The following is a 17,194-nucleotide window of genomic DNA, read 5'->3' as shown; positions in this document are numbered from 1 at the left end:
CAACTGGTCATGTCGGTTCGGCAAGACCCTGCCAGCTGTGCGAGAATGCCGCCCGCTTCAATAGTCAACGCATCGGAGATGTACGGTTTTGGTTACCCACTATTCCACCAATGGCCTCGATTCCGCCTGTGGGCGCAGCAGTCAGACCCTGGTCAGCACTGCCGTGACCGAGGACGTATCCTGCAAGACCTGCCAGCGTTCGCTGGCCAAGCCGGACACGGCTGCCGCCAGTGCCAACAAGACGCCGTCGCTGGCCGAGCTGCGCAAGCAGGCCAAGCCTGCGCTCGAGGCCGTCGCCCCGGCGCCTGCCAAGCCTGCTGCCGCGCCCGCCAAGATCGCGAGCAAGCCCGCCGCCAAGGCTGCTGAAAAAACTGCCCGCAGCGGCGGCTTCAGCGTCAAGGCCGCCTGGGCCGCGCGCCTGGCCGAGCAAGCGGACCGTTGCCGCCTGCCGCGTGGCAAGGTCAAGCAAGCGCACGTCTGATTCCTGCAAGGCCGTTGTCGGCCCTTTCGCGGGCAAGCCCGCTCCCACAGGTGTTGCTCTGCCCACGCAGACCCTGTGGGAGCGGGCTTGCCCGCGAAAGGGCCCTGACAGGTGGACACGCCTAGGCGTGCCACTCGCTTCGGCCACCCTGTGCAATAACGCAGGTTGGCGTAGAATGGCCCACTTTGTTCAACGACACCCCGTAATCACATCCCCTGGCCCATGCCGGGGCGCATGTCTTTACCTATCTGATAGAGGGCTTGGTTTTGGCTCAATACGTCTACACCATGCATCGGCTGAGCAAGGTCGTGCCGCCGAAGCGGGAAATTCTCAAGAACATTTCCCTGTCGTTCTTCCCAGGCGCCAAGATCGGCGTGCTGGGCCTGAACGGCGCGGGTAAATCGACCCTGCTGCGGATCATGGCGGGCGTCGACAAGGAATTCGACGGCGAAGCCCGTCCGATGCCCGACATCAACGTCGGCTACCTGCCCCAGGAGCCGCAGCTGGACCCGGCCAAGACCGTGCGTGAAGTGGTCGAGGAAGCGGTCAGCGTGATCAAGGACGCCCAGGCCCGCCTGGACGAGGTCTACGCCGCCTACGCCGACCCGGACGCCGACTTCGACAAGCTGGCCGCCGAGCAGGCCAAGCTCGAGGCCATCCTCCAGGCCGCCGACGGCCACAACCTGGAGCGTCAGCTGGACGTTGCCGCCGACGCCCTGCGCCTGCCGGCCTGGGACGCGAAGATCGAGCACCTGTCCGGTGGCGAGAAGCGCCGTGTGGCCCTGTGCCGCCTGCTGCTGTCGGCCCCCGACATGCTGCTGCTGGACGAACCGACCAACCACCTGGACGCCGACTCGGTGGCCTGGCTGGAGCGCTTCCTCCACGACTTCCCCGGCACCGTGGTGGCGATCACCCACGACCGTTACTTCCTCGACAACGTCGCTGGCTGGATCCTCGAACTGGACCGCGGCGCCGGCATCCCTTACGAAGGCAACTACTCGGGCTGGCTGGAGGCCAAGTCGGATCGTCTGGCCCAGGAGTCCAAGCAGCAGAGCGCCCATGAGAAGGCCATGAAAGAGGAACTGGAGTGGGTGCGCAAAGGCGCCAAGGCCCGCCAGTCCAAGTCCAAGGCTCGTCTGCAGCGCTTCGAGGAGATGCAGTCGCAGGAATTCCAGAAGCGTTCCGAGACCAACGAGATCTACATCCCGGCGGGTCCGCGCCTGGGCGACAAGGTCATCGAGTTCAAGAACGTCACCAAGGGCTACGGCGATCGCGTGCTGATCGACAACCTGTCGTTCGCCATGCCCAAGGGCGCCATCGTCGGCGTGATCGGTGGTAACGGCGCGGGTAAATCGACCCTGTTCCGCATGCTGATGGGCAAGGAGCAGCCGGACTCGGGCAGCATCGAGATCGGTGAAACCGTGCAGCTGGCCTGCGTCGACCAGAGCCGTGAGGACCTGGACGGCAGCAAGACCGTGTTCCAGCAGATCTCCGACGGTTCCGACCAGATCCGCATCGGCAGCTACGAGATCCCGTCGCGCACCTATGTTGGCCGCTTCAACTTCAAGGGCGGCGACCAGCAGAAGTTCGTCAAGGACCTCTCCGGTGGTGAGCGTGGCCGCCTGCACCTGGCGCTGACCCTGAAGGAGGGCGGCAACGTCCTGCTGCTCGACGAACCGTCCAACGACCTCGACGTCGAAACCCTGCGTTCGCTGGAGGAAGCCCTGCTGGACTTCCCGGGCGCCGCCATCGTGATTTCCCACGACCGTTGGTTCCTGGACCGTGTGGCCACTCACATCCTGGCGTACGAAGACGATTCGAGCGTGGTGTTCTTCGAGGGCAACTACACCGAGTACGAAGCCGACCGCAAGAAGCGCCTGGGCGACGCCGCCGCCCAGCCGCACCGTGTGCGTCACAAGAAACTGGCCCAGTAAGCCGGTTTACGCTGCACAGCAATGGGGCCCTTCGGGGCCCCATTTTTGTGCCTGGAATATGCTGTTTGTTTTTGTTTGCGTGGGAGCGGGCTTGCCCCGCGATGGTCCGCGCCCAGGTAATCGCGGGGCAAGCCCGCTCCCACGATCCAACCATTGTTTTGTATACACTTATAAAAATTGCACCAAATAATTTCATAAAAACGACATTTCGCCCTGTTCCAGTGCGATTGGTTCTTGGTACATTCCTGAAAAAACCAAAAACAATCCCCTCTTGGTGAGATGTCTACCATGATCGAATCTGTCGACGCCTTCCTGGCCCGCCTGCAACAGCGCGACCCGGCACAGCCGGAATTCCACCAGGCCGTGGAAGAAGTGCTGCGCAGCCTGTGGCCGTTCCTCGAACAAAACCCTCACTACCTCCAAGCCGGTATCCTCGAACGCATGGTCGAACCCGAGCGCGCCGTGCTGTTCCGCGTGTCGTGGGTCGATGACCAGGGCAAGGTCCAGGTCAATCGCGGCTACCGCATCCAGATGAGCAGCGCCATCGGCCCGTACAAGGGCGGCCTGCGCTTCCACCCGTCGGTGAACCTGGGCGTGCTCAAGTTCCTGGCCTTCGAGCAGGTGTTCAAGAACTCCCTGACCTCGCTGCCCATGGGTGGCGGCAAGGGCGGCTCGGACTTCGATCCGAAGGGCAAGAGCGACGCCGAAGTGATGCGTTTCTGCCAGGCGTTCATGAGCGAGCTGTACCGCCACATCGGTGCCGACCTCGACGTGCCGGCCGGTGACATCGGCGTCGGCGCCCGCGAGATCGGCTTCCTGTTCGGCCAGTACAAGCGCCTGGCCAACCAGTTCACCTCGGTGCTGACCGGCAAGGGCATGACTTATGGCGGCAGCCTGATCCGTCCGGAGGCCACCGGCTATGGTTGCGTGTATTTCGCCGAAGAGATGCTCAAGCGCCAGGACAAGCGTATCGACGGTCGCCGTGTGGCGATTTCCGGCTCGGGCAACGTCGCCCAGTACGCCGCGCGCAAGGTCATGGACCTGGGCGGCAAGGTGATCTCGCTGTCCGACTCCGAAGGCACCCTGTTCTGCGAAGCCGGCCTCAGTGATGCGCAGTGGGACGCACTGATGGAGCTGAAGAACGTCAAGCGCGGTCGCCTAAGCGAGCTGGCCGGGCAGTTCGGCCTGGAGTTCCGCAAGGGCCAGACGCCGTGGGACCTGGCATGCGACATCGCGCTGCCGTGCGCGACCCAGAATGAGCTGAATGCCGAGGATGCCCGTACCCTGCTGCGCAACGGCTGCATCTGCGTGGCCGAAGGCGCCAACATGCCGACTACCCTCGAGGCTGTGGATATCTTCATCGAGGCCGGCATTCTCTACGCGCCGGGCAAGGCTTCCAACGCCGGTGGCGTGGCCGTGTCGGGGCTGGAGATGTCGCAGAACGCCATGCGCCTGCTGTGGACGGCGGGTGAGGTGGACAGCAAGCTGCACCACATCATGCAGTCGATCCACCATGCGTGCGTACACTATGGCGAAGAGGCCGATGGCAGCATCAACTATGTGAAAGGCGCCAACATCGCGGGCTTCGTGAAAGTCGCCGATGCCATGCTGGCCCAGGGCGTGGTCTGATCTCGGATCGTAGGGGGCCGCTCTGCGGCCCTTTCGCGACACAAGGCCGCTCCTACAGAAAAGCGCAATTCCCTGTAGGAGCGGCCTTGTGTCGCGAAAGGGCTGCAAAGCAGCCCCTCAACCCTCAACCTCGATCCCAGTAATTTCGATCATCTGATCACCTGCCGGCCTTCGCCACAGCACTTCATCCCCAGGCCCGGCCCCCAGCAATGCCTGCCCCAGCGGCGACCCCCAATTGATCAACCCACGCACCGCATCTGCCTGGTCCTCGCCCACCAGCTGCACCTGATGCTCCCGGTCATCCTCATCGACGAAGCGTACCCGGCTGCCAATCTGCACTTTCTCCGTGGAAGTGGCCGCCGGCACCACCTGCGCACTTTGCACGCGGGCGCTGAAGTAGCGCAGGTCACGCTCGGTCTCGGCCAACCGTTGCTGGTCGGCGCGCTCGCCCTGCGCCTGCAGTTCGCTGCGCAGTGCATTGAGCTCAACCAGACGTTGCTGCAACTGGGCAAGGCCCGTGGCGGTGACATAGTTGGGCTGGTCACTGACCCGTCGCTCCACCGGTTGGTCAGCTTGGGCGGCGGCCTGGTCCTCGTTGACGAATGCTCGGCTCATTCCAGCTCCAAGCTTGAAGCTGCAAGCTTCAAGCTGATCGAGAGTGGCAGGGATACGTGCTTGATCAGAAAGCTCGTTGGCTTTTGCTTGGAGCTTAGCGCTTGAAGCTTGAGGCTTGCGTGTCTGTTTGCGACGTTACTTGCGGCGATAGGCGCGGGCGGCATCCTGGTCCTTTTCCTGCTGCCAGTCGCGGTCGCGCTCGTCCCAGTAGCGTTCGCGGTACTCGCGCAGGTCTTCGTTGGACTGCATCGCGTGGCACTGGCGAAAGCCGTCGTCCCAACCGCTTTCGTACTGGCGATTGTGCAGGTAGCGCGGCACATCCTTGCGAAAGTCGCCGATCATCAGCCCGGCGGCCTGGCGTCCGCTGCTGCAGCCGTCCTGGAAACCATCGGCGTAGGCGGGGGGATAGCCTTGATTGACCATCTGCTCGTGGGTGGTTTCACAACCGGCCAGCAGCAATGCGACACACAGGCCCAACCAATACCGCGACATATCCACAAGACCTTTGACGTGATGGTGGAAAGTCTAGGGGGTGAATTGTTGGCGCGATGTCAAAACGCTGTCGAAGGATCGCGGCGCAGTCGTGGGAGTGGGCTTGCCCCGCGATAAGCCAGCAGAGGTATCGCGGGACAAGCCCGCTCCCACGAGGAAGGCCATGTTGATCAGTATTGGTACCACTTCAGCTCCAGCATCACCTCGTTCTGCGCCGTGGCCAGGTGGCTGAACTGCCGCGAGGCGCTCAGGCGCAACCCCAGGTCCCGGCTGATCTCCCACTGCTGAGTCAGGCTGATGCCGCGCCGCACCTCGCCGTTGATGAAGTAGTCGCCCTTGGCCTCCAGCGTCAGGTTGCCCAGCGGGTTGCGCCACAGCAGTCCGCCGTTGAACCCGGCGGCCGGCGATATGAATTCGGCGAAGTCGTTATGGTGTTCCACCCGTACCGTGCCCAGGGCGAAGCCCAGCAGGTCGTCGCTCAGTTGCCAGGTGCCACCGGCGCCGCCGTTGACATGGCTGACCAGCACTTCGTCGTCGTGCTTGCCCGGCACGCGCTCGAGGCCGCCGGCAACCTGCCACGACCACGGCTTGAGCAAGGCATTGCGCGGTGTCAGCGAGCGGATCGTGGCCAGGTCCAGGCGCTGTACCTGCCAGTCGTTGCCTTCGTACTGGCGCAGCTTGAGCTGCAGGATCTCGATCTGCGCGCCCAGCGGGAAACCGTACAGGTTGTCGTTGAGGTCGTGATAGGCCATGCGCAGGCCGTACTCGGCGTAGGCGCGATCCTCGCGCGTACCGACCCCCAGCTGCCAGGTGCGTGATTGATGGCCGTCCTCGGGCAGGCCTGGACGTTCGATCTGCAGTGGCGGGGGCGGGTTGCCGTTGATTGCCCTGAGCAGTTCGTAACTGCGCCTGGCCTGCGCCGGGTCGCGCTCCTGGCCGTTGGCCCGGTAGCGCTCCAGGCGGTAGGCGGCGTCCTGCACCAGGGCCTGGCGCGCGCGGGGCAGGGCGCTGAAGTCGGGGCTGTGCAGATACGCGGTGTCGGCGCTGATGGCCAGCACCTGTTGTTGCTCGTCGTGACTCAGCGGTTCGGCGCGGGCCAGCAGTTCGCGCTCGCGGGAGGGGCGGTAGCGCACGTCGCTGACCAGCCCGGACTGCTTCACGGCCTTGACCGTGTCGGTGGGGATGGCGGTCAGCGGGAACTGCGAGGTCAGGTCCAGGCTCGGACGCGCCACCTGCAGCAGCTCCAGCAGGCGGTAGGAGCAGTTCTCGTCGAAAAAGAAGTAGTCGAACTTGATCTGCTTGAGTTCCCACACGTGTTCGACCATGCGCCCGGTCTCCTGGGGCGTCAGGTCCAGCTGGTATTCCCACAGGTCGCGGTTCTCCAGGCTGCGGTATTCGGACAGTTTCTCCTGGTAGGGCATCATCGCGAACAGCCCGGGATAGCCGCCCATCAGGCCTTTCCAGGCGTACAGGATGCTGTTGTCGCTGCCTTCGATGTAGGCGCCGAAGTTGATCGCGTAGCTCAGCAGCGTGGTGTCGTCGCGGCGGGTGTTGGACTTGTCGATGCGCAGCAGCGTGTGACCGAACATCGACGATGGGCTGTTGAGGTAGGCGGCCGGGAAGATCAGCGCCGCGCTGTGGGGGTCGATGGATTGGTACCAGGTGGCGAACTCCTGGCAGTGCGGGCTCGGCAGGTCGGCGAGGTTCAATTGCTCGCGCAGCCAGCGGGTACGTGCCGGGAAGACGCACTGGGCGTGCTTGTCGCCCAGGCTGGCCGGGGCGTACAAGGCGGCGACCGTGGCCTGCAGCTCTTGCTCCGGATGGTGCGCGCCGTCCTCGGCGAGGAAGAAGCGCTCGTCGTCCACATAGCTGCGCCAGCCGCCGAGCTTGGCGGTCTCGTAGTGTCCCAGGGCTATCCAGTAGGGCGTGGCGGCCAACTGCTGGATACGGGCCGGGTCGATCTGCGGTGCGGCATGAAGCGGGGCGCTGGCGATGAGCGCCAGGGGAGCGAGGCGTTTGAGCATGTCGGGCAACTACATCCTGATGATGCCGAAAGGTGATGCGCCAGACCCGCCCCGCTGCCGGGGCGGGAGGCGTGGAACTCAAGCCTCGGTGGCGTACTTGGCCAGTTGCGGGTCGCTCTTGAGCACGGCCAGGGTGTTGCTGTGCACGGTCTCGGCAGTCGCGTCGGCGCTGCTGAAGATCTGCTGGAAGTGCTCGTGGGTGACGGCGGCGAAGTGCGCGCGGTCTTCAGGCGCCACGCCGAGGACCACGGCGTAGGTGGTCAGGGCTTCGCCCCCACCCTTGGCCATGTCTTCGGACAGCTCGTTCATCATGCCGTTCATGGCGAACCAGGATTTGCCGCCATAGGAGAGGGCGGCCTTGGTCGAGCAGCCGTTGGTGCCCGAGGTCATGCCGAAGGTGGCGTTGCCGGAGGTGCCGTTGGTGGTGGATGCCAGGAAGTGGGCCGGGGTGCCGCGCTGGCCCTCGAACAGCATGTTGCCCCAGCCGCAGTTCGGGCCGCCCGGCGCTTCGGCCATGGCGTTGATCGAGACAGCGGCGAACAGAGTACCCAGAAGAATCCGTTTCATAGCGTTGTTCTCTTTCTCAAGTGACGTACCAATGGTCAGGGTTCTGGCGGCAATGTCGCCAGGTCGGGGAGGTGAAAGCATCCCCCCGCGCAGCTTGGAGTTTAGGCACGATCCAAAGGTTGCGTTGTTTATTGCGAAAAATTGCTTGCGCGATGCGAGTTGTTGGGCTGCGACATAAAGTCCTGCCGAGCCTTGCCGCTGCGCGCTGGCAGCGCCAGAATGCCTCTCATCCGCCCCGCCGAAGTAAGGAAACCCAATGCCCGATCCTGTCGCCTCGCGCCTGCGTCTCGCGCCCGAAGCCCTGACCCGGCGTTTCTCCGCTGAACAGTTTGCCTTTACCAATACCGACGATCTGGAGCCGTTTCGTGGTGTCCTGGGCCAGGAGCGTGCCGTCGAGGCCCTGCAGTTCGGCGTGGCCATGCCGCGCCCCGGTTACAACGTGTACGTGATGGGCGAGCCCGGCACGGGCCGCTTCTCGTTCGTCAAGCGCTACCTCAAGGCCGAGGGCAAGCGCCAGCTGACCCCGGCCGACTGGCTCTACGTCAACAACTTCGAGGATTCCCGCGAGCCGCGTGCCCTGGAGCTGCCGGCCGGCAGCGCCCATGAGTTCATCAGCGACATGAACGGCTTGATCGACAACCTGCTGGCGACCTTCCCGGCGGTGTTCGAGCATCCGTCCTACCAGCAGAAGAAAGGCGCCATCGATCGCGCCTTCAACCAGCGTTACGACCGTGCCCTGGATGTGATCGAGCGCGCCTCGCTGGAAAAGGACGTGGCGCTGTACCGCGACAGCAGCAACGTCGCCTTCACCCCCATGGCCGACGGCAAGGCGCTGGACGAAGCCGAGTTCGCCCAACTGCCGGAGGAGGTGCGCGAGCGCTTCCATGAAGACATCGCTGAACTGGAAGAGCGCCTGAACGAGGAGTTGTCCAGCCTGCCGCAGTGGAAACGCGAGTCGAACAACCAGCTGCGCCAGCTCAATGAAGAGACCATCACGCTCGCCCTGCAGCCGCTGCTGGCGCCGCTGTCGGAGAAGTACGCGGAGAACGCCGCGGTCTGCGCCTACCTGCAATCGGTGCAGTTGAACCTGTTGCGCACCGTGGTCGAACAATTGGTCGACGACAGCAAGACCGACGCGGTGGCGCGCAAGATGCTCGAAGAGCAGTACGCGCCCAACCTGGTGGTCGACCATCCCGGCAAGGGCGGGGCGCCGGTGGTGTTCGAGCCGCACCCGACCTACGACAACCTGTTCGGTCGTATCGAGTACAGCACCGACCAGGGCGCGCTGTACACCTCCTATCGCCAGCTGCGCCCCGGCGCGCTGCACCGGGCCAATGGCGGCTTCCTCATTCTGGAAGCCGAGAAGATGCTGGGTGAACCCTTCGTCTGGGATGCCCTCAAGCGCGCCCTGCAGTCGCGCAAGTTGAAGATGGAGTCGCCACTGGGCGAGCTGGGCCGGGTCGCCACCGTCAGCCTGACGCCGCAGATGATCCCGCTCAGCGTCAAGCTGGTCATCATTGGCTCGCGCCAGTTGTACTACGCGCTGCAGGACCACGACTCGGACTTCCAGGAGATGTTTCGGGTGCTGGTGGACTTCGATGAAGACATGCCGATGGTCGAAGAGAACCTGGAGCAGTTCGCCCAGTTGCTGCGTACCCGCACCAACGAGGAAGGCATGGCGCCGCTGACCAGCGACGCGGTCGCGCGCCTGGCCACCTACAGCGCCCGCCTGGCGGAGAACCAGTCGCGCCTTTCGGCGCGCATCGGCGACCTGTTCCAGCTGGTCAGCGAGGCGGACTTCATTCGCCAGCTGGCCAACGAAGACATGACCGACGCCGGGCACATCGAACGGGCGCTCAAGGCCAAGGCCACGCGGACCGGGCGAGTGTCGCAGCGGGTACTCGACGACATGCTCGCCGGGATCATCCTGATCGACACCGAGGGCGCGGCGATCGGCAAGTGCAACGGCCTGACCGTGCTGGAAGTAGGCGATTCGGCGTTCGGCATGCCGGCGCGGATCTCGGCCACCGTCTATCCAGGTGGCAGCGGCATCGTCGACATCGAGCGCGAGGTCAACCTCGGGCAGCCGATCCACTCCAAGGGGGTGATGATCCTGACCGGCTACCTGGGCAGCCGCTACGCCCAGGAATTCCCCCTGGCGATCTCGGCGAGCATCGCCCTGGAGCAGTCCTACGGCTACGTCGATGGCGACAGCGCCTCGCTGGGCGAGGCCTGCACGCTGATCTCGGCGCTGTCGCGCACCCCGCTCAAGCAGTGCTTCGCCATCACCGGCTCGATCAACCAGTTCGGCGAGGTGCAGGCAGTCGGTGGAGTCAACGAGAAGATCGAAGGCTTCTTCCGCCTGTGCGAGGCCCGTGGCCTGACCGGCGAGCAAGGGGTGATCATCCCGCGTGCCAACGTCGCCACGTTGATGCTTGACGAGCGCGTGGTGCAGGCGGTCGAAGCGGGTCGCTTCCATGTCTATGCCGTGAGCCAGGCCGACGAGGCCCTGAGCCTGCTGGTGGGCGAGGAGGCCGGCGCGCTGGACGACAAGGGCCAGTTCGCCGAGGGCAGCGTCAACGCCCGGGTGGTCGAGCGCCTGCGGGAGATCGCCGAGATGATCAGCGAGGAAGAGATCAAGGAGGCCGAGAAGGAGCGGCTGGAAGAGGTCATCGCCCAGGCCAAGCCCGCCTGAGTCAATAATCCGGCGCTAACGGCGAAGTGCTACCGTTCAGCGCCGGTTTTCTAACTTATTCCTCAAGTCGGCTACAGTGGAACTTAAGGACGCTATCAGGGTTCAGGATGGAAACAGCCTGACGGTTTCGGGCTGAACAGGGCTTTACAGAGGGGACGCCGTCATGCGCAACCTCAGCCTCACCCGCCAGTGCCTGGGCCTGGTGACCCGCATCGAATGCAGCATCCGTCCACTGGCTGGCGACAATGGCATGTGGACCCTGCTGTTCGCCGCCGGCATGGCCGGTGAACAACCCTCGGCGATCAAGGCCCAGGGGCCGTTCCACGGCCCGCAGGTGGCCGAGTCGGTGATGAACGCCATCGTCGACAGCCTCACCCTTCATGGTTATCAGGTGGCGGAAGACCCGCAGATCTGGTGCTTGCACCTGCAGGCGCAGTTACGGCGGATCAATGGCGAGCGCTGCCGCAACCTTGGGGACTACCAGTTCCACCCCGAAACCTGAGCGTTTTTCCTGTGCAGCCAGGTTCCCGTGGGAGCGGGCTTGCCCCGCGATAAAGGTCCGGCTTGGCTATTGTGACAGGGCGGCTGGCGCCATCGCGGGGCAAGCCCGCTCCCACGAAGCCTCCTCCACAAAGCTCGCACGATGCGCTGCGGCAAGCCGCCGCAGGCTTTTGCTGTCGCAGGTGGCTGGCTATACTCGCCGTCGCTTTTCCAGTCACCTCACGAGTCCCCTACTGTCCATGGAACGTATCCTCGAAAACGCGATGTATGCCTCGCGCTGGCTGCTCGCCCCGATCTACTTCGGCCTCTCGCTGGGCCTGTTGGCATTGGCCCTGAAGTTCTTCCAGGAAATCATCCATGTCCTGCCCAACGTCTTCAGCCTGGCCGAGGCCGACCTGATCCTGGTGATCCTGTCGCTGATCGACATGTCGCTGGTCGGTGGCCTGCTGGTGATGGTGATGATCTCCGGCTACGAGAACTTCGTCTCGCAACTGGACATCGACGAGAGCAAGGAAAAGCTCAACTGGCTGGGCAAGATGGACTCTTCGTCGCTGAAGATGAAGGTCGCCGCGTCGATCGTCGCCATCTCCTCGATCCACCTGCTGCGGGTGTTCATGGATGCGCAGAACATCTCCACCGAGTACCTGATGTGGTACGTGATCATCCACATGACCTTCGTCATCTCGGCGTTCGTCATGGGTTATCTGGATCGCCTCACCAAGCACTGATGCCTGCAAGGGCCATTCGCGGGTAAACCCGCTCCCACAGGTCCTCTGCCAACCCTGTGGGAGCGGGTTTACCCGCGAAGAAGGCAATGCGCTGCAACTGACGAGTGGTGCCTTGTCTAATCCAAGGTTCTGTACAAAAAATGAGCACTCATGCGTGGTTCCCGCAGCGAGGTGCGCCCATGAACCTGCATCAGCTCAATACCGAGGCCAGGGCTGGCCATGTCGACGAACTCAATCTGATCGCCATCGAAGGCGGTGACTACCTGCTCGAGGCCCGGGTCAAAGGCCGTACCCATCCCTTGGACGACCAGCGTGGCCAGCGCCTGCGCGTGCACTCGGTCGAAGATGCGCGCCTGCTTCTGCAAGCGACCCCTTTGCTATCGATGAATCTGGTGCACTGGTCCGTGCAGGACGAGATGTGCGGCATGGGCTTGCACCCGGAAGAAGACCTCAAAGTCCCGATTTCCCAGCGTTCGGCCTGGTAGCTGCTTCGCGCGGCGCCAGTGTGCTAGGCTGCTCGCCCTTTTCATCAGGGCGCGGTTGCAGCGCGCCCTAAAGCGGAGCAAGCCAATGTCCGAACTCAACCTGTCCACCGACGAATCCCGCGTCAGCTACGGCATCGGCCGTCAGCTGGGCGGCCAGCTGCGCGACAACCCGCCACCAGGCGTCAACCTGGACGCCATCGTGCTCGGCCTGACCGACGCCTTCAACGGCGCCGACAGCCGCGTCAGCGAAGCCGACCTGTCGGCCGCCTTCAAGGTCATCCGCGAAGTGATGCAGGCCGAAGCGGCCGCCAAGGCTGAAGCCGCCGCTGCCGTCGGCAAGGAATTCCTGGCGGACAACGCCAAGCGCGAAGGCATCGTGACCCTGGCCTCGGGCCTGCAGTACGAAGTGCTGACCGCAGGCGAAGGCGCCAAGCCGTCGCGCGAAGACAACGTGCGTACCCACTACCACGGCACCCTGATCGACGGCACCGTGTTCGACAGCTCCTACGAGCGCGGCCAGCCGGCCGAGTTCCCGGTCGGTGGCGTGATCGCCGGCTGGACCGAGGCCCTGCAGCTGATGAACGCCGGCAGCAAATGGCGCCTGTACGTGCCGAGCGAGCTGGCCTACGGCGCCCAGGGCGTCGGCAGCATCCCGCCGCACAGCGTGCTGGTGTTCGACGTCGAGCTGCTCGACGTTCTGTAATGCCGCCGGGGCCGCTTTGCGGCCCATTCGCGGGCAAGCCCGCTCCCACAGGAAGCTCGCTGTAATCGAGAGCAATGAGAGACCTGTGGGAGCGGGCTTGCCCGCGAAGAGGCCAGTGATGCCGGCCTCAATTCCAGTCTGTTCCCCCGGGGCGCAACGCCCGCGCATAGCAGAACAGAAACAGATTCCTCACCAGCTCCTTGAGCACCCCAGGTTCACTCGAATTCAGGCCCATGAGGTCCAGGTCGCCCTGGTCGCGCAGTTCGTCGAGCGCGTCTTCCTCGAGCACGGCGCACACCTCGCCGGTTTCGCGATGCAGGATACGCAGGTAAGGGTGGGGGCGGTCGAGCCAGGCGTCGATCAGATAGGTCATGGCTATTCTCCTTGGATAGCGGTTCCAATGAGAATAATTCTTATTATCAAAATAGCAAGGGACTATTGGAAGAATTCTTCCGAATGGTGCAGGCGATCCTGTTGCAGGATCTGTCAGGGCCGCCCGCTGGGCAGCCCCGAGGGATAGGAGATCAGACCTTGCGCACGAACTCGGACTTGAGCTTCATCGCGCCGATGCCGTCGATCTTGCAGTCGATGTCGTGGTCGCCGTCGCACAGGCGGATGTTCTTGACCTTGGTGCCGACCTTGACCACCAGGGACGAGCCCTTGACCTTGAGGTCCTTGATCACGGTGACGGTGTCGCCGTCCTGCAGGACGTTGCCGACCGAATCCTTCTTCACCACGTCGTCGCTGGCGGCTTCGGCGTCGCCGTTGGCCGACCACTCGTGGGCGCATTCGGGGCAGATCAGCTGGGTGCCATCCTCATAGGTGTATTCGGAGTTGCATTGGGGGCAGGGTGGCAGAGTGCTCACGGCTTTTCCTTTCAAGTACAGGCGGGACAAAGGCGCACATTGTATAAGGTTTTGCCGGGAAAATGTGTTTTGCCTGTGCAAAAGCATTCGCGGGTAAACCCGCTCCCACAGGTATCCCATGCTTTTCAAGAGCAGTGGGGGACCTGTGGGAGCGGGTTTACCCGCGAAGAGGGCGACGCGATTCTTTTTAGTGAGTGCGTGCCACGGCAAATTCGCTCAGCTCGACCAGGGCATCCCGGTACTCGCTCGCCGGCAGCACTTCCAGGCAGGCGATGGCGCGGGCGACATAGTCGCGGGCCATCTGCGCGGTGTAGTCCAGGGCGCCGGACGCCTCGACGGCGATGCGGATCTGCTCCAGGTCTTCCAGGCCGCCCTTCTGGATCGCCTGGCGTACCAGCGCGGCCTGCTCCGGGGTGCCTTCGCGCATGGTGTAGATCAGCGGCAGGGTCGGCTTGCCTTCGGCCAGGTCGTCACCGACGTTCTTGCCCAGGGTCTCGGAGTCGCCCTTGTAGTCCAGCAGGTCGTCGACCAGCTGGAAGGCCACGCCCAGGTGGTCGCCAAAGGTGCGCAGGGCTTCGCGCTGCGCGTCGGTGGCCTGGGCAAGCGCGGCGGCGCTGTGGGTCGAGGCCTCGAACAGCATCGCGGTCTTGCCGCGGATGACGTCCATGTACACCTCTTCGGTGGTGCTGGCGTCACGCACGCGCGACAGCTGCAGCACTTCACCCTCGGCGATCACCCGGGTGGCCTTGGAGAGGATCTGCATGACCGGCATCGAGCCCAGCTCGACCATCATCTCGAACGAGCGCGAGTAGAGGAAGTCGCCCACCAGCACGCTCGGCGCGTTGCCCCACAGGGCGTTGGCGGTGGAGCGGCCACGGCGCATGCCGGACATGTCGACCACGTCGTCGTGCAGCAGGGTGGCGGTGTGCAGGAACTCGATGGTCGCCGCCAGCAGGCGCAGGTCGTCGCCTTCGCGACCCAGGGCCTTGCCGCACAGCAGCACCAGCAGCGGACGCAGGCGCTTGCCGCCGGCGGACGTGATATAGTCGCCGATCTTCGATACCAGCGGCACGCGCGAGGTCAGCTGCTTCTTGATGATCTCGTCGACGGCGCTGAAATCGTCAGCTACCGCGCGGTAGAAGGATTGGGGTTGCATCGGCTGCTCCATTGAGGTTGCGCGGCATGCTAGGTCGCAGGTACCGGTGTGTCAAGGCGCGGTGCCCGCGAGGCCTGGCCGCCACTTGCAAGCATTTATAGGGTTGCGTACAATCGCGCACCCTAACTTTCCTGGGCAGCACCTGCCTTACGCAATTGCACAGGGCCGTTCCAGCCCCGTGCAGCCATGCCAGCCAATACTCATCATATAAAGCGCTGGGTGAGCAGGATTATCGGAGATTCAAAATGTCTTACGCAGTAATCGTTACCGGCGGCAAGCAGTACAAAGTCGCTGAAGGTGAATTCCTCAAGATCGAAAAGCTGGAAGTCGCCACTGGCGAATCCGTGACCTTCGATCGCGTTCTGCTGGTCGCCAACGGTGAAGAAGTCACCATCGGCGCTCCAGTCGTTGCTGGTGCTAAAGTAGTGGCCGAAGTCGTTTCCCAAGGCCGCCACGACAAGGTTCGCATCATCAAGTTCCGTCGTCGTAAGCACCACATGAAGCGCATGGGCCACCGCCAGTGGTTCACCGAAATCAAAATCACCGGTATCCAGGCTTAATCGCCCCGATCCCCTGAATTTATTGGAGAATTGAACCATGGCTCACAAGAAGGCTGGTGGTAGTACTCGTAACGGTCGCGACTCAGAATCGAAACGCCTTGGCGTGAAGATGTATGGCGGCCAGGTTATCAAGCCAGGCAACATCATCGTCCGTCAGCGCGGCACCGAATTCCACGCTGGCTACGGCGTTGGCATGGGCAAGGACCACACCTTGTTCGCCAAGATCGAAGGCGTGATCAAGTTCGAGAAGAAAGGCGAGTTCATGCGCCGTTACGTGAGCATCGTCGCCGCTTAATCGCGACGTCGCTCCAGAAGCCCCGTCATGCGACGGGGCTTTTTCGTTTGTGGTGAGCCTCTTGCAAAGCTGTTTGAATGGGCTGCCGGCGTTGGTTTCTGGTTCGTACGGGGCCGCCGCGCTCATCTTCGCAAGAGCCTCATGGTTTTCTGGTTTTCGACTCGTCATCCGACGAGAGGCGGTTTTGAATGAAGTTTGTAGACGAAGTATCGATCCGGGTTAAGGCCGGTGACGGCGGCAACGGTTGCATGAGCTTCCGCCGCGAGAAATTCATCGAGAACGGCGGCCCCAACGGCGGTGACGGTGGCGACGGCGGCTCGGTGTACATGGTGGCCGACGAGAACCTCAACACCCTCGTCGACTACCGCTACACCCGCCACCACGAAGCCCAGCGCGGCTCCAACGGCGGCAGCACCGACTGCACCGGCAAGAAGGGCGACGACTTGTTCCTGCGCGTGCCGGTGGGCACCACCGTGATCGACGCGGCCACCCAGGAAGTCATCGGTGACCTGATCACTCCGGGCCAGAAACTGATGGTCGCCCAGGGCGGCTGGCACGGCCTGGGCAACACCCGCTTCAAGTCCAGCACCAACCGTGCGCCGCGCCAGACCACCCCGGGCAAACCCGGCGATCAGCGCGACCTGAAGATGGAAATGAAGGTCCTGGCCGACGTCGGTCTGCTGGGCCTGCCGAACGCCGGCAAGAGCACCTTCATCCGCTCGGTCTCGGCCGCCAAGCCGAAAGTTGCCGACTACCCGTTCACCACCCTGGTGCCGAACCTGGGCGTGGTCAGCGTCGACCGCTGGAAGAGCTTCGTCATCGCCGACATCCCCGGCCTGATCGAAGGCGCTTCCGAAGGTGCCGGCCTGGGTATCCGCTTCCTCAAGCACCTGGCGCGTACCCGCGTGCTGCTGCACCTGGTCGACCTGGCGCCGCTGGACGGCAGCAGCCCGGCCGATGCCGCCGAGATCATCATCAACGAGCTGGCGCAGTTCAGCCCGGCGCTGGTCGATCGTGAGCGCTGGCTGGTGCTGAACAAGGCCGACATGATCATGGATGACGAGCGCGACGAGCGCGTCAAGGAAGTGGTCGAGCGCCTGAACTGGGAAGGTCCGGTCTACGTGATCTCGGCCATCGCCAAGCAGGGCACCGAGAAGCTCAGCCACGACCTGATGCGCTACCTCGAGGACCGCGCCGACCGCCTGGCCAACGACCCGGCCTACGCCGAGGAACTGGCCGAACTCGACCAGCGCATCGAAGACGAGGCCCGCGCCCAGCTGCAGGCCCTGGACGACGCCCGCACCCTGCGCCGCACCGGCGTCAAGAGCGTGCATGACATCGGCGACGATGACGACTGGGATGATTTCGAGGACGACGAAGACGGCCCGGAAATCATTTACGTGCGCGACTGATCGGTTGCTATACACTGAACGCCGCTCTCTGGAGCGGCGTTTTTGTATCCA

18 protein-coding genes are annotated in these 17,194 nt (G+C 63.7%); 11 read left to right on the top strand and 7 right to left on the bottom strand.

The genetic code is table 11. The features are described from left to right. The first annotated feature begins 88 nt into the window (after positions 1-88). The 3 genes from ACYUME_RS22630 to gdhA all read left to right on the top strand — a co-directional run bounded on the left by ACYUME_RS22630 (position 89) and on the right by gdhA (position 4,044). Positions 89-481 (top strand): hypothetical protein, encoded by a 393-nt coding sequence (locus tag ACYUME_RS22630; protein WP_460416980.1) that lies wholly within the window; start codon positions 89-91, stop codon positions 479-481. A 266-nt stretch (positions 482-747) separates the two neighbouring features. After that, positions 748-2,415 (top strand): energy-dependent translational throttle protein EttA, encoded by a 1,668-nt coding sequence (gene ettA, locus ACYUME_RS22625; RefSeq protein ID WP_279888008.1) that lies wholly within the window; start codon positions 748-750, stop codon positions 2,413-2,415. Positions 2,416-2,703: 288 nt separating this feature from the next. After that, on the top strand, positions 2,704-4,044 hold the full coding sequence (gene gdhA / locus ACYUME_RS22620; RefSeq protein ID WP_460416978.1) for an NADP-specific glutamate dehydrogenase: 1,341 nt from the start codon (positions 2,704-2,706) through the stop codon (positions 4,042-4,044). A 117-nt stretch (positions 4,045-4,161) separates the two neighbouring features. On the opposite strand, the gene ACYUME_RS22615 is transcribed toward gdhA, so the two are convergent. From ACYUME_RS22615 to ACYUME_RS22600, 4 genes are all read right to left on the bottom strand, one after another. After that, complete coding sequence (locus ACYUME_RS22615) at positions 4,162-4,659, bottom strand: GreA/GreB family elongation factor (protein ID WP_460416976.1); 498 nt, start codon at positions 4,657-4,659, stop codon at positions 4,162-4,164. 135 nt (positions 4,660-4,794) lie between these two features. Continuing rightward, positions 4,795-5,151, bottom strand: a complete 357-nt coding sequence (locus ACYUME_RS22610; RefSeq protein WP_279888013.1) for a hypothetical protein — start codon at positions 5,149-5,151, stop codon at positions 4,795-4,797. A 170-nt stretch (positions 5,152-5,321) separates the two neighbouring features. Beyond that, positions 5,322-7,175, bottom strand: coding sequence for an Lnb N-terminal periplasmic domain-containing protein (locus tag ACYUME_RS22605; protein ID WP_460416974.1), 1,854 nt, complete (start codon positions 7,173-7,175; stop codon positions 5,322-5,324). Between the two features lie 78 nt (positions 7,176-7,253). After that, positions 7,254-7,742, bottom strand: coding sequence for a DUF3015 domain-containing protein (locus ACYUME_RS22600; protein ID WP_460416972.1), 489 nt, complete (start codon positions 7,740-7,742; stop codon positions 7,254-7,256). Between the two features lie 256 nt (positions 7,743-7,998). On the opposite strand from ACYUME_RS22600, the gene ACYUME_RS22595 reads away from it, so the two are divergent. From ACYUME_RS22595 to ACYUME_RS22575, 5 genes are all read left to right on the top strand, one after another. Beyond that, on the top strand, positions 7,999-10,437 hold the full coding sequence (locus ACYUME_RS22595; protein ID WP_279888017.1) for a Lon protease family protein: 2,439 nt from the start codon (positions 7,999-8,001) through the stop codon (positions 10,435-10,437). Between the two features lie 163 nt (positions 10,438-10,600). Continuing rightward, positions 10,601-10,939, top strand: coding sequence for a PA4575 family protein (locus tag ACYUME_RS22590; protein WP_279807301.1), 339 nt, complete (start codon positions 10,601-10,603; stop codon positions 10,937-10,939). 238 nt (positions 10,940-11,177) lie between these two features. Continuing rightward, a complete protein-coding gene (locus tag ACYUME_RS22585) occupies positions 11,178-11,666 on the top strand; it encodes a TIGR00645 family protein (RefSeq protein WP_279888505.1) in 489 nt (162 codons plus the stop codon). 179 nt (positions 11,667-11,845) lie between these two features. After that, complete coding sequence (locus ACYUME_RS22580; RefSeq protein ID WP_279888506.1) at positions 11,846-12,151, top strand: DUF6482 family protein; 306 nt, start codon at positions 11,846-11,848, stop codon at positions 12,149-12,151. 85 nt (positions 12,152-12,236) lie between these two features. Further along, complete coding sequence (locus ACYUME_RS22575; RefSeq protein ID WP_279888507.1) at positions 12,237-12,854, top strand: FKBP-type peptidyl-prolyl cis-trans isomerase; 618 nt, start codon at positions 12,237-12,239, stop codon at positions 12,852-12,854. Positions 12,855-12,981: 127 nt separating this feature from the next. Here the strand turns inward: ACYUME_RS22575 and ACYUME_RS22570 are convergent, their stop codons facing one another. The 3 genes from ACYUME_RS22570 to ACYUME_RS22560 all read right to left on the bottom strand — a co-directional run bounded on the left by ACYUME_RS22570 (position 12,982) and on the right by ACYUME_RS22560 (position 14,876). After that, positions 12,982-13,227: a PA4570 family protein gene (locus tag ACYUME_RS22570; protein ID WP_038707330.1), complete on the bottom strand. Its 246-nt coding sequence runs from the start codon at positions 13,225-13,227 to the stop codon at positions 12,982-12,984. Between the two features lie 151 nt (positions 13,228-13,378). Next, positions 13,379-13,720: a zinc ribbon domain-containing protein YjdM gene (locus ACYUME_RS22565; RefSeq protein WP_460416968.1), complete on the bottom strand. Its 342-nt coding sequence runs from the start codon at positions 13,718-13,720 to the stop codon at positions 13,379-13,381. Between the two features lie 187 nt (positions 13,721-13,907). Further along, the gene (locus ACYUME_RS22560) at positions 13,908-14,876 is read right to left on the bottom strand and encodes a polyprenyl synthetase family protein (protein ID WP_460416966.1); all 969 of its coding nucleotides are present in this window, start codon (positions 14,874-14,876) and stop codon (positions 13,908-13,910) included. 245 nt (positions 14,877-15,121) lie between these two features. Here ACYUME_RS22560 and rplU point away from each other — a divergent pair, with 245 nt between their 5' ends. From rplU to cgtA, 3 genes are all read left to right on the top strand, one after another. Beyond that, positions 15,122-15,436: a 50S ribosomal protein L21 gene (gene rplU / locus ACYUME_RS22555; protein WP_003247466.1), complete on the top strand. Its 315-nt coding sequence runs from the start codon at positions 15,122-15,124 to the stop codon at positions 15,434-15,436. A gap of 37 nt (positions 15,437-15,473) precedes the next feature. Next, on the top strand, positions 15,474-15,731 hold the full coding sequence (rpmA, locus tag ACYUME_RS22550; RefSeq protein WP_003247464.1) for a 50S ribosomal protein L27: 258 nt from the start codon (positions 15,474-15,476) through the stop codon (positions 15,729-15,731). 188 nt (positions 15,732-15,919) lie between these two features. After that, positions 15,920-17,143, top strand: coding sequence for an Obg family GTPase CgtA (gene cgtA / locus ACYUME_RS22545; RefSeq protein ID WP_050706889.1), 1,224 nt, complete (start codon positions 15,920-15,922; stop codon positions 17,141-17,143). Positions 17,144-17,194: the final 51 nt, after the last annotated feature.

It is taken from the genome of Pseudomonas sp. microsymbiont 2, assembly GCF_054788395.1.
The sequence above is the reverse complement of the archived record's forward strand: the minus strand, read 5'-3'. Positions and strand labels throughout refer to the sequence as shown.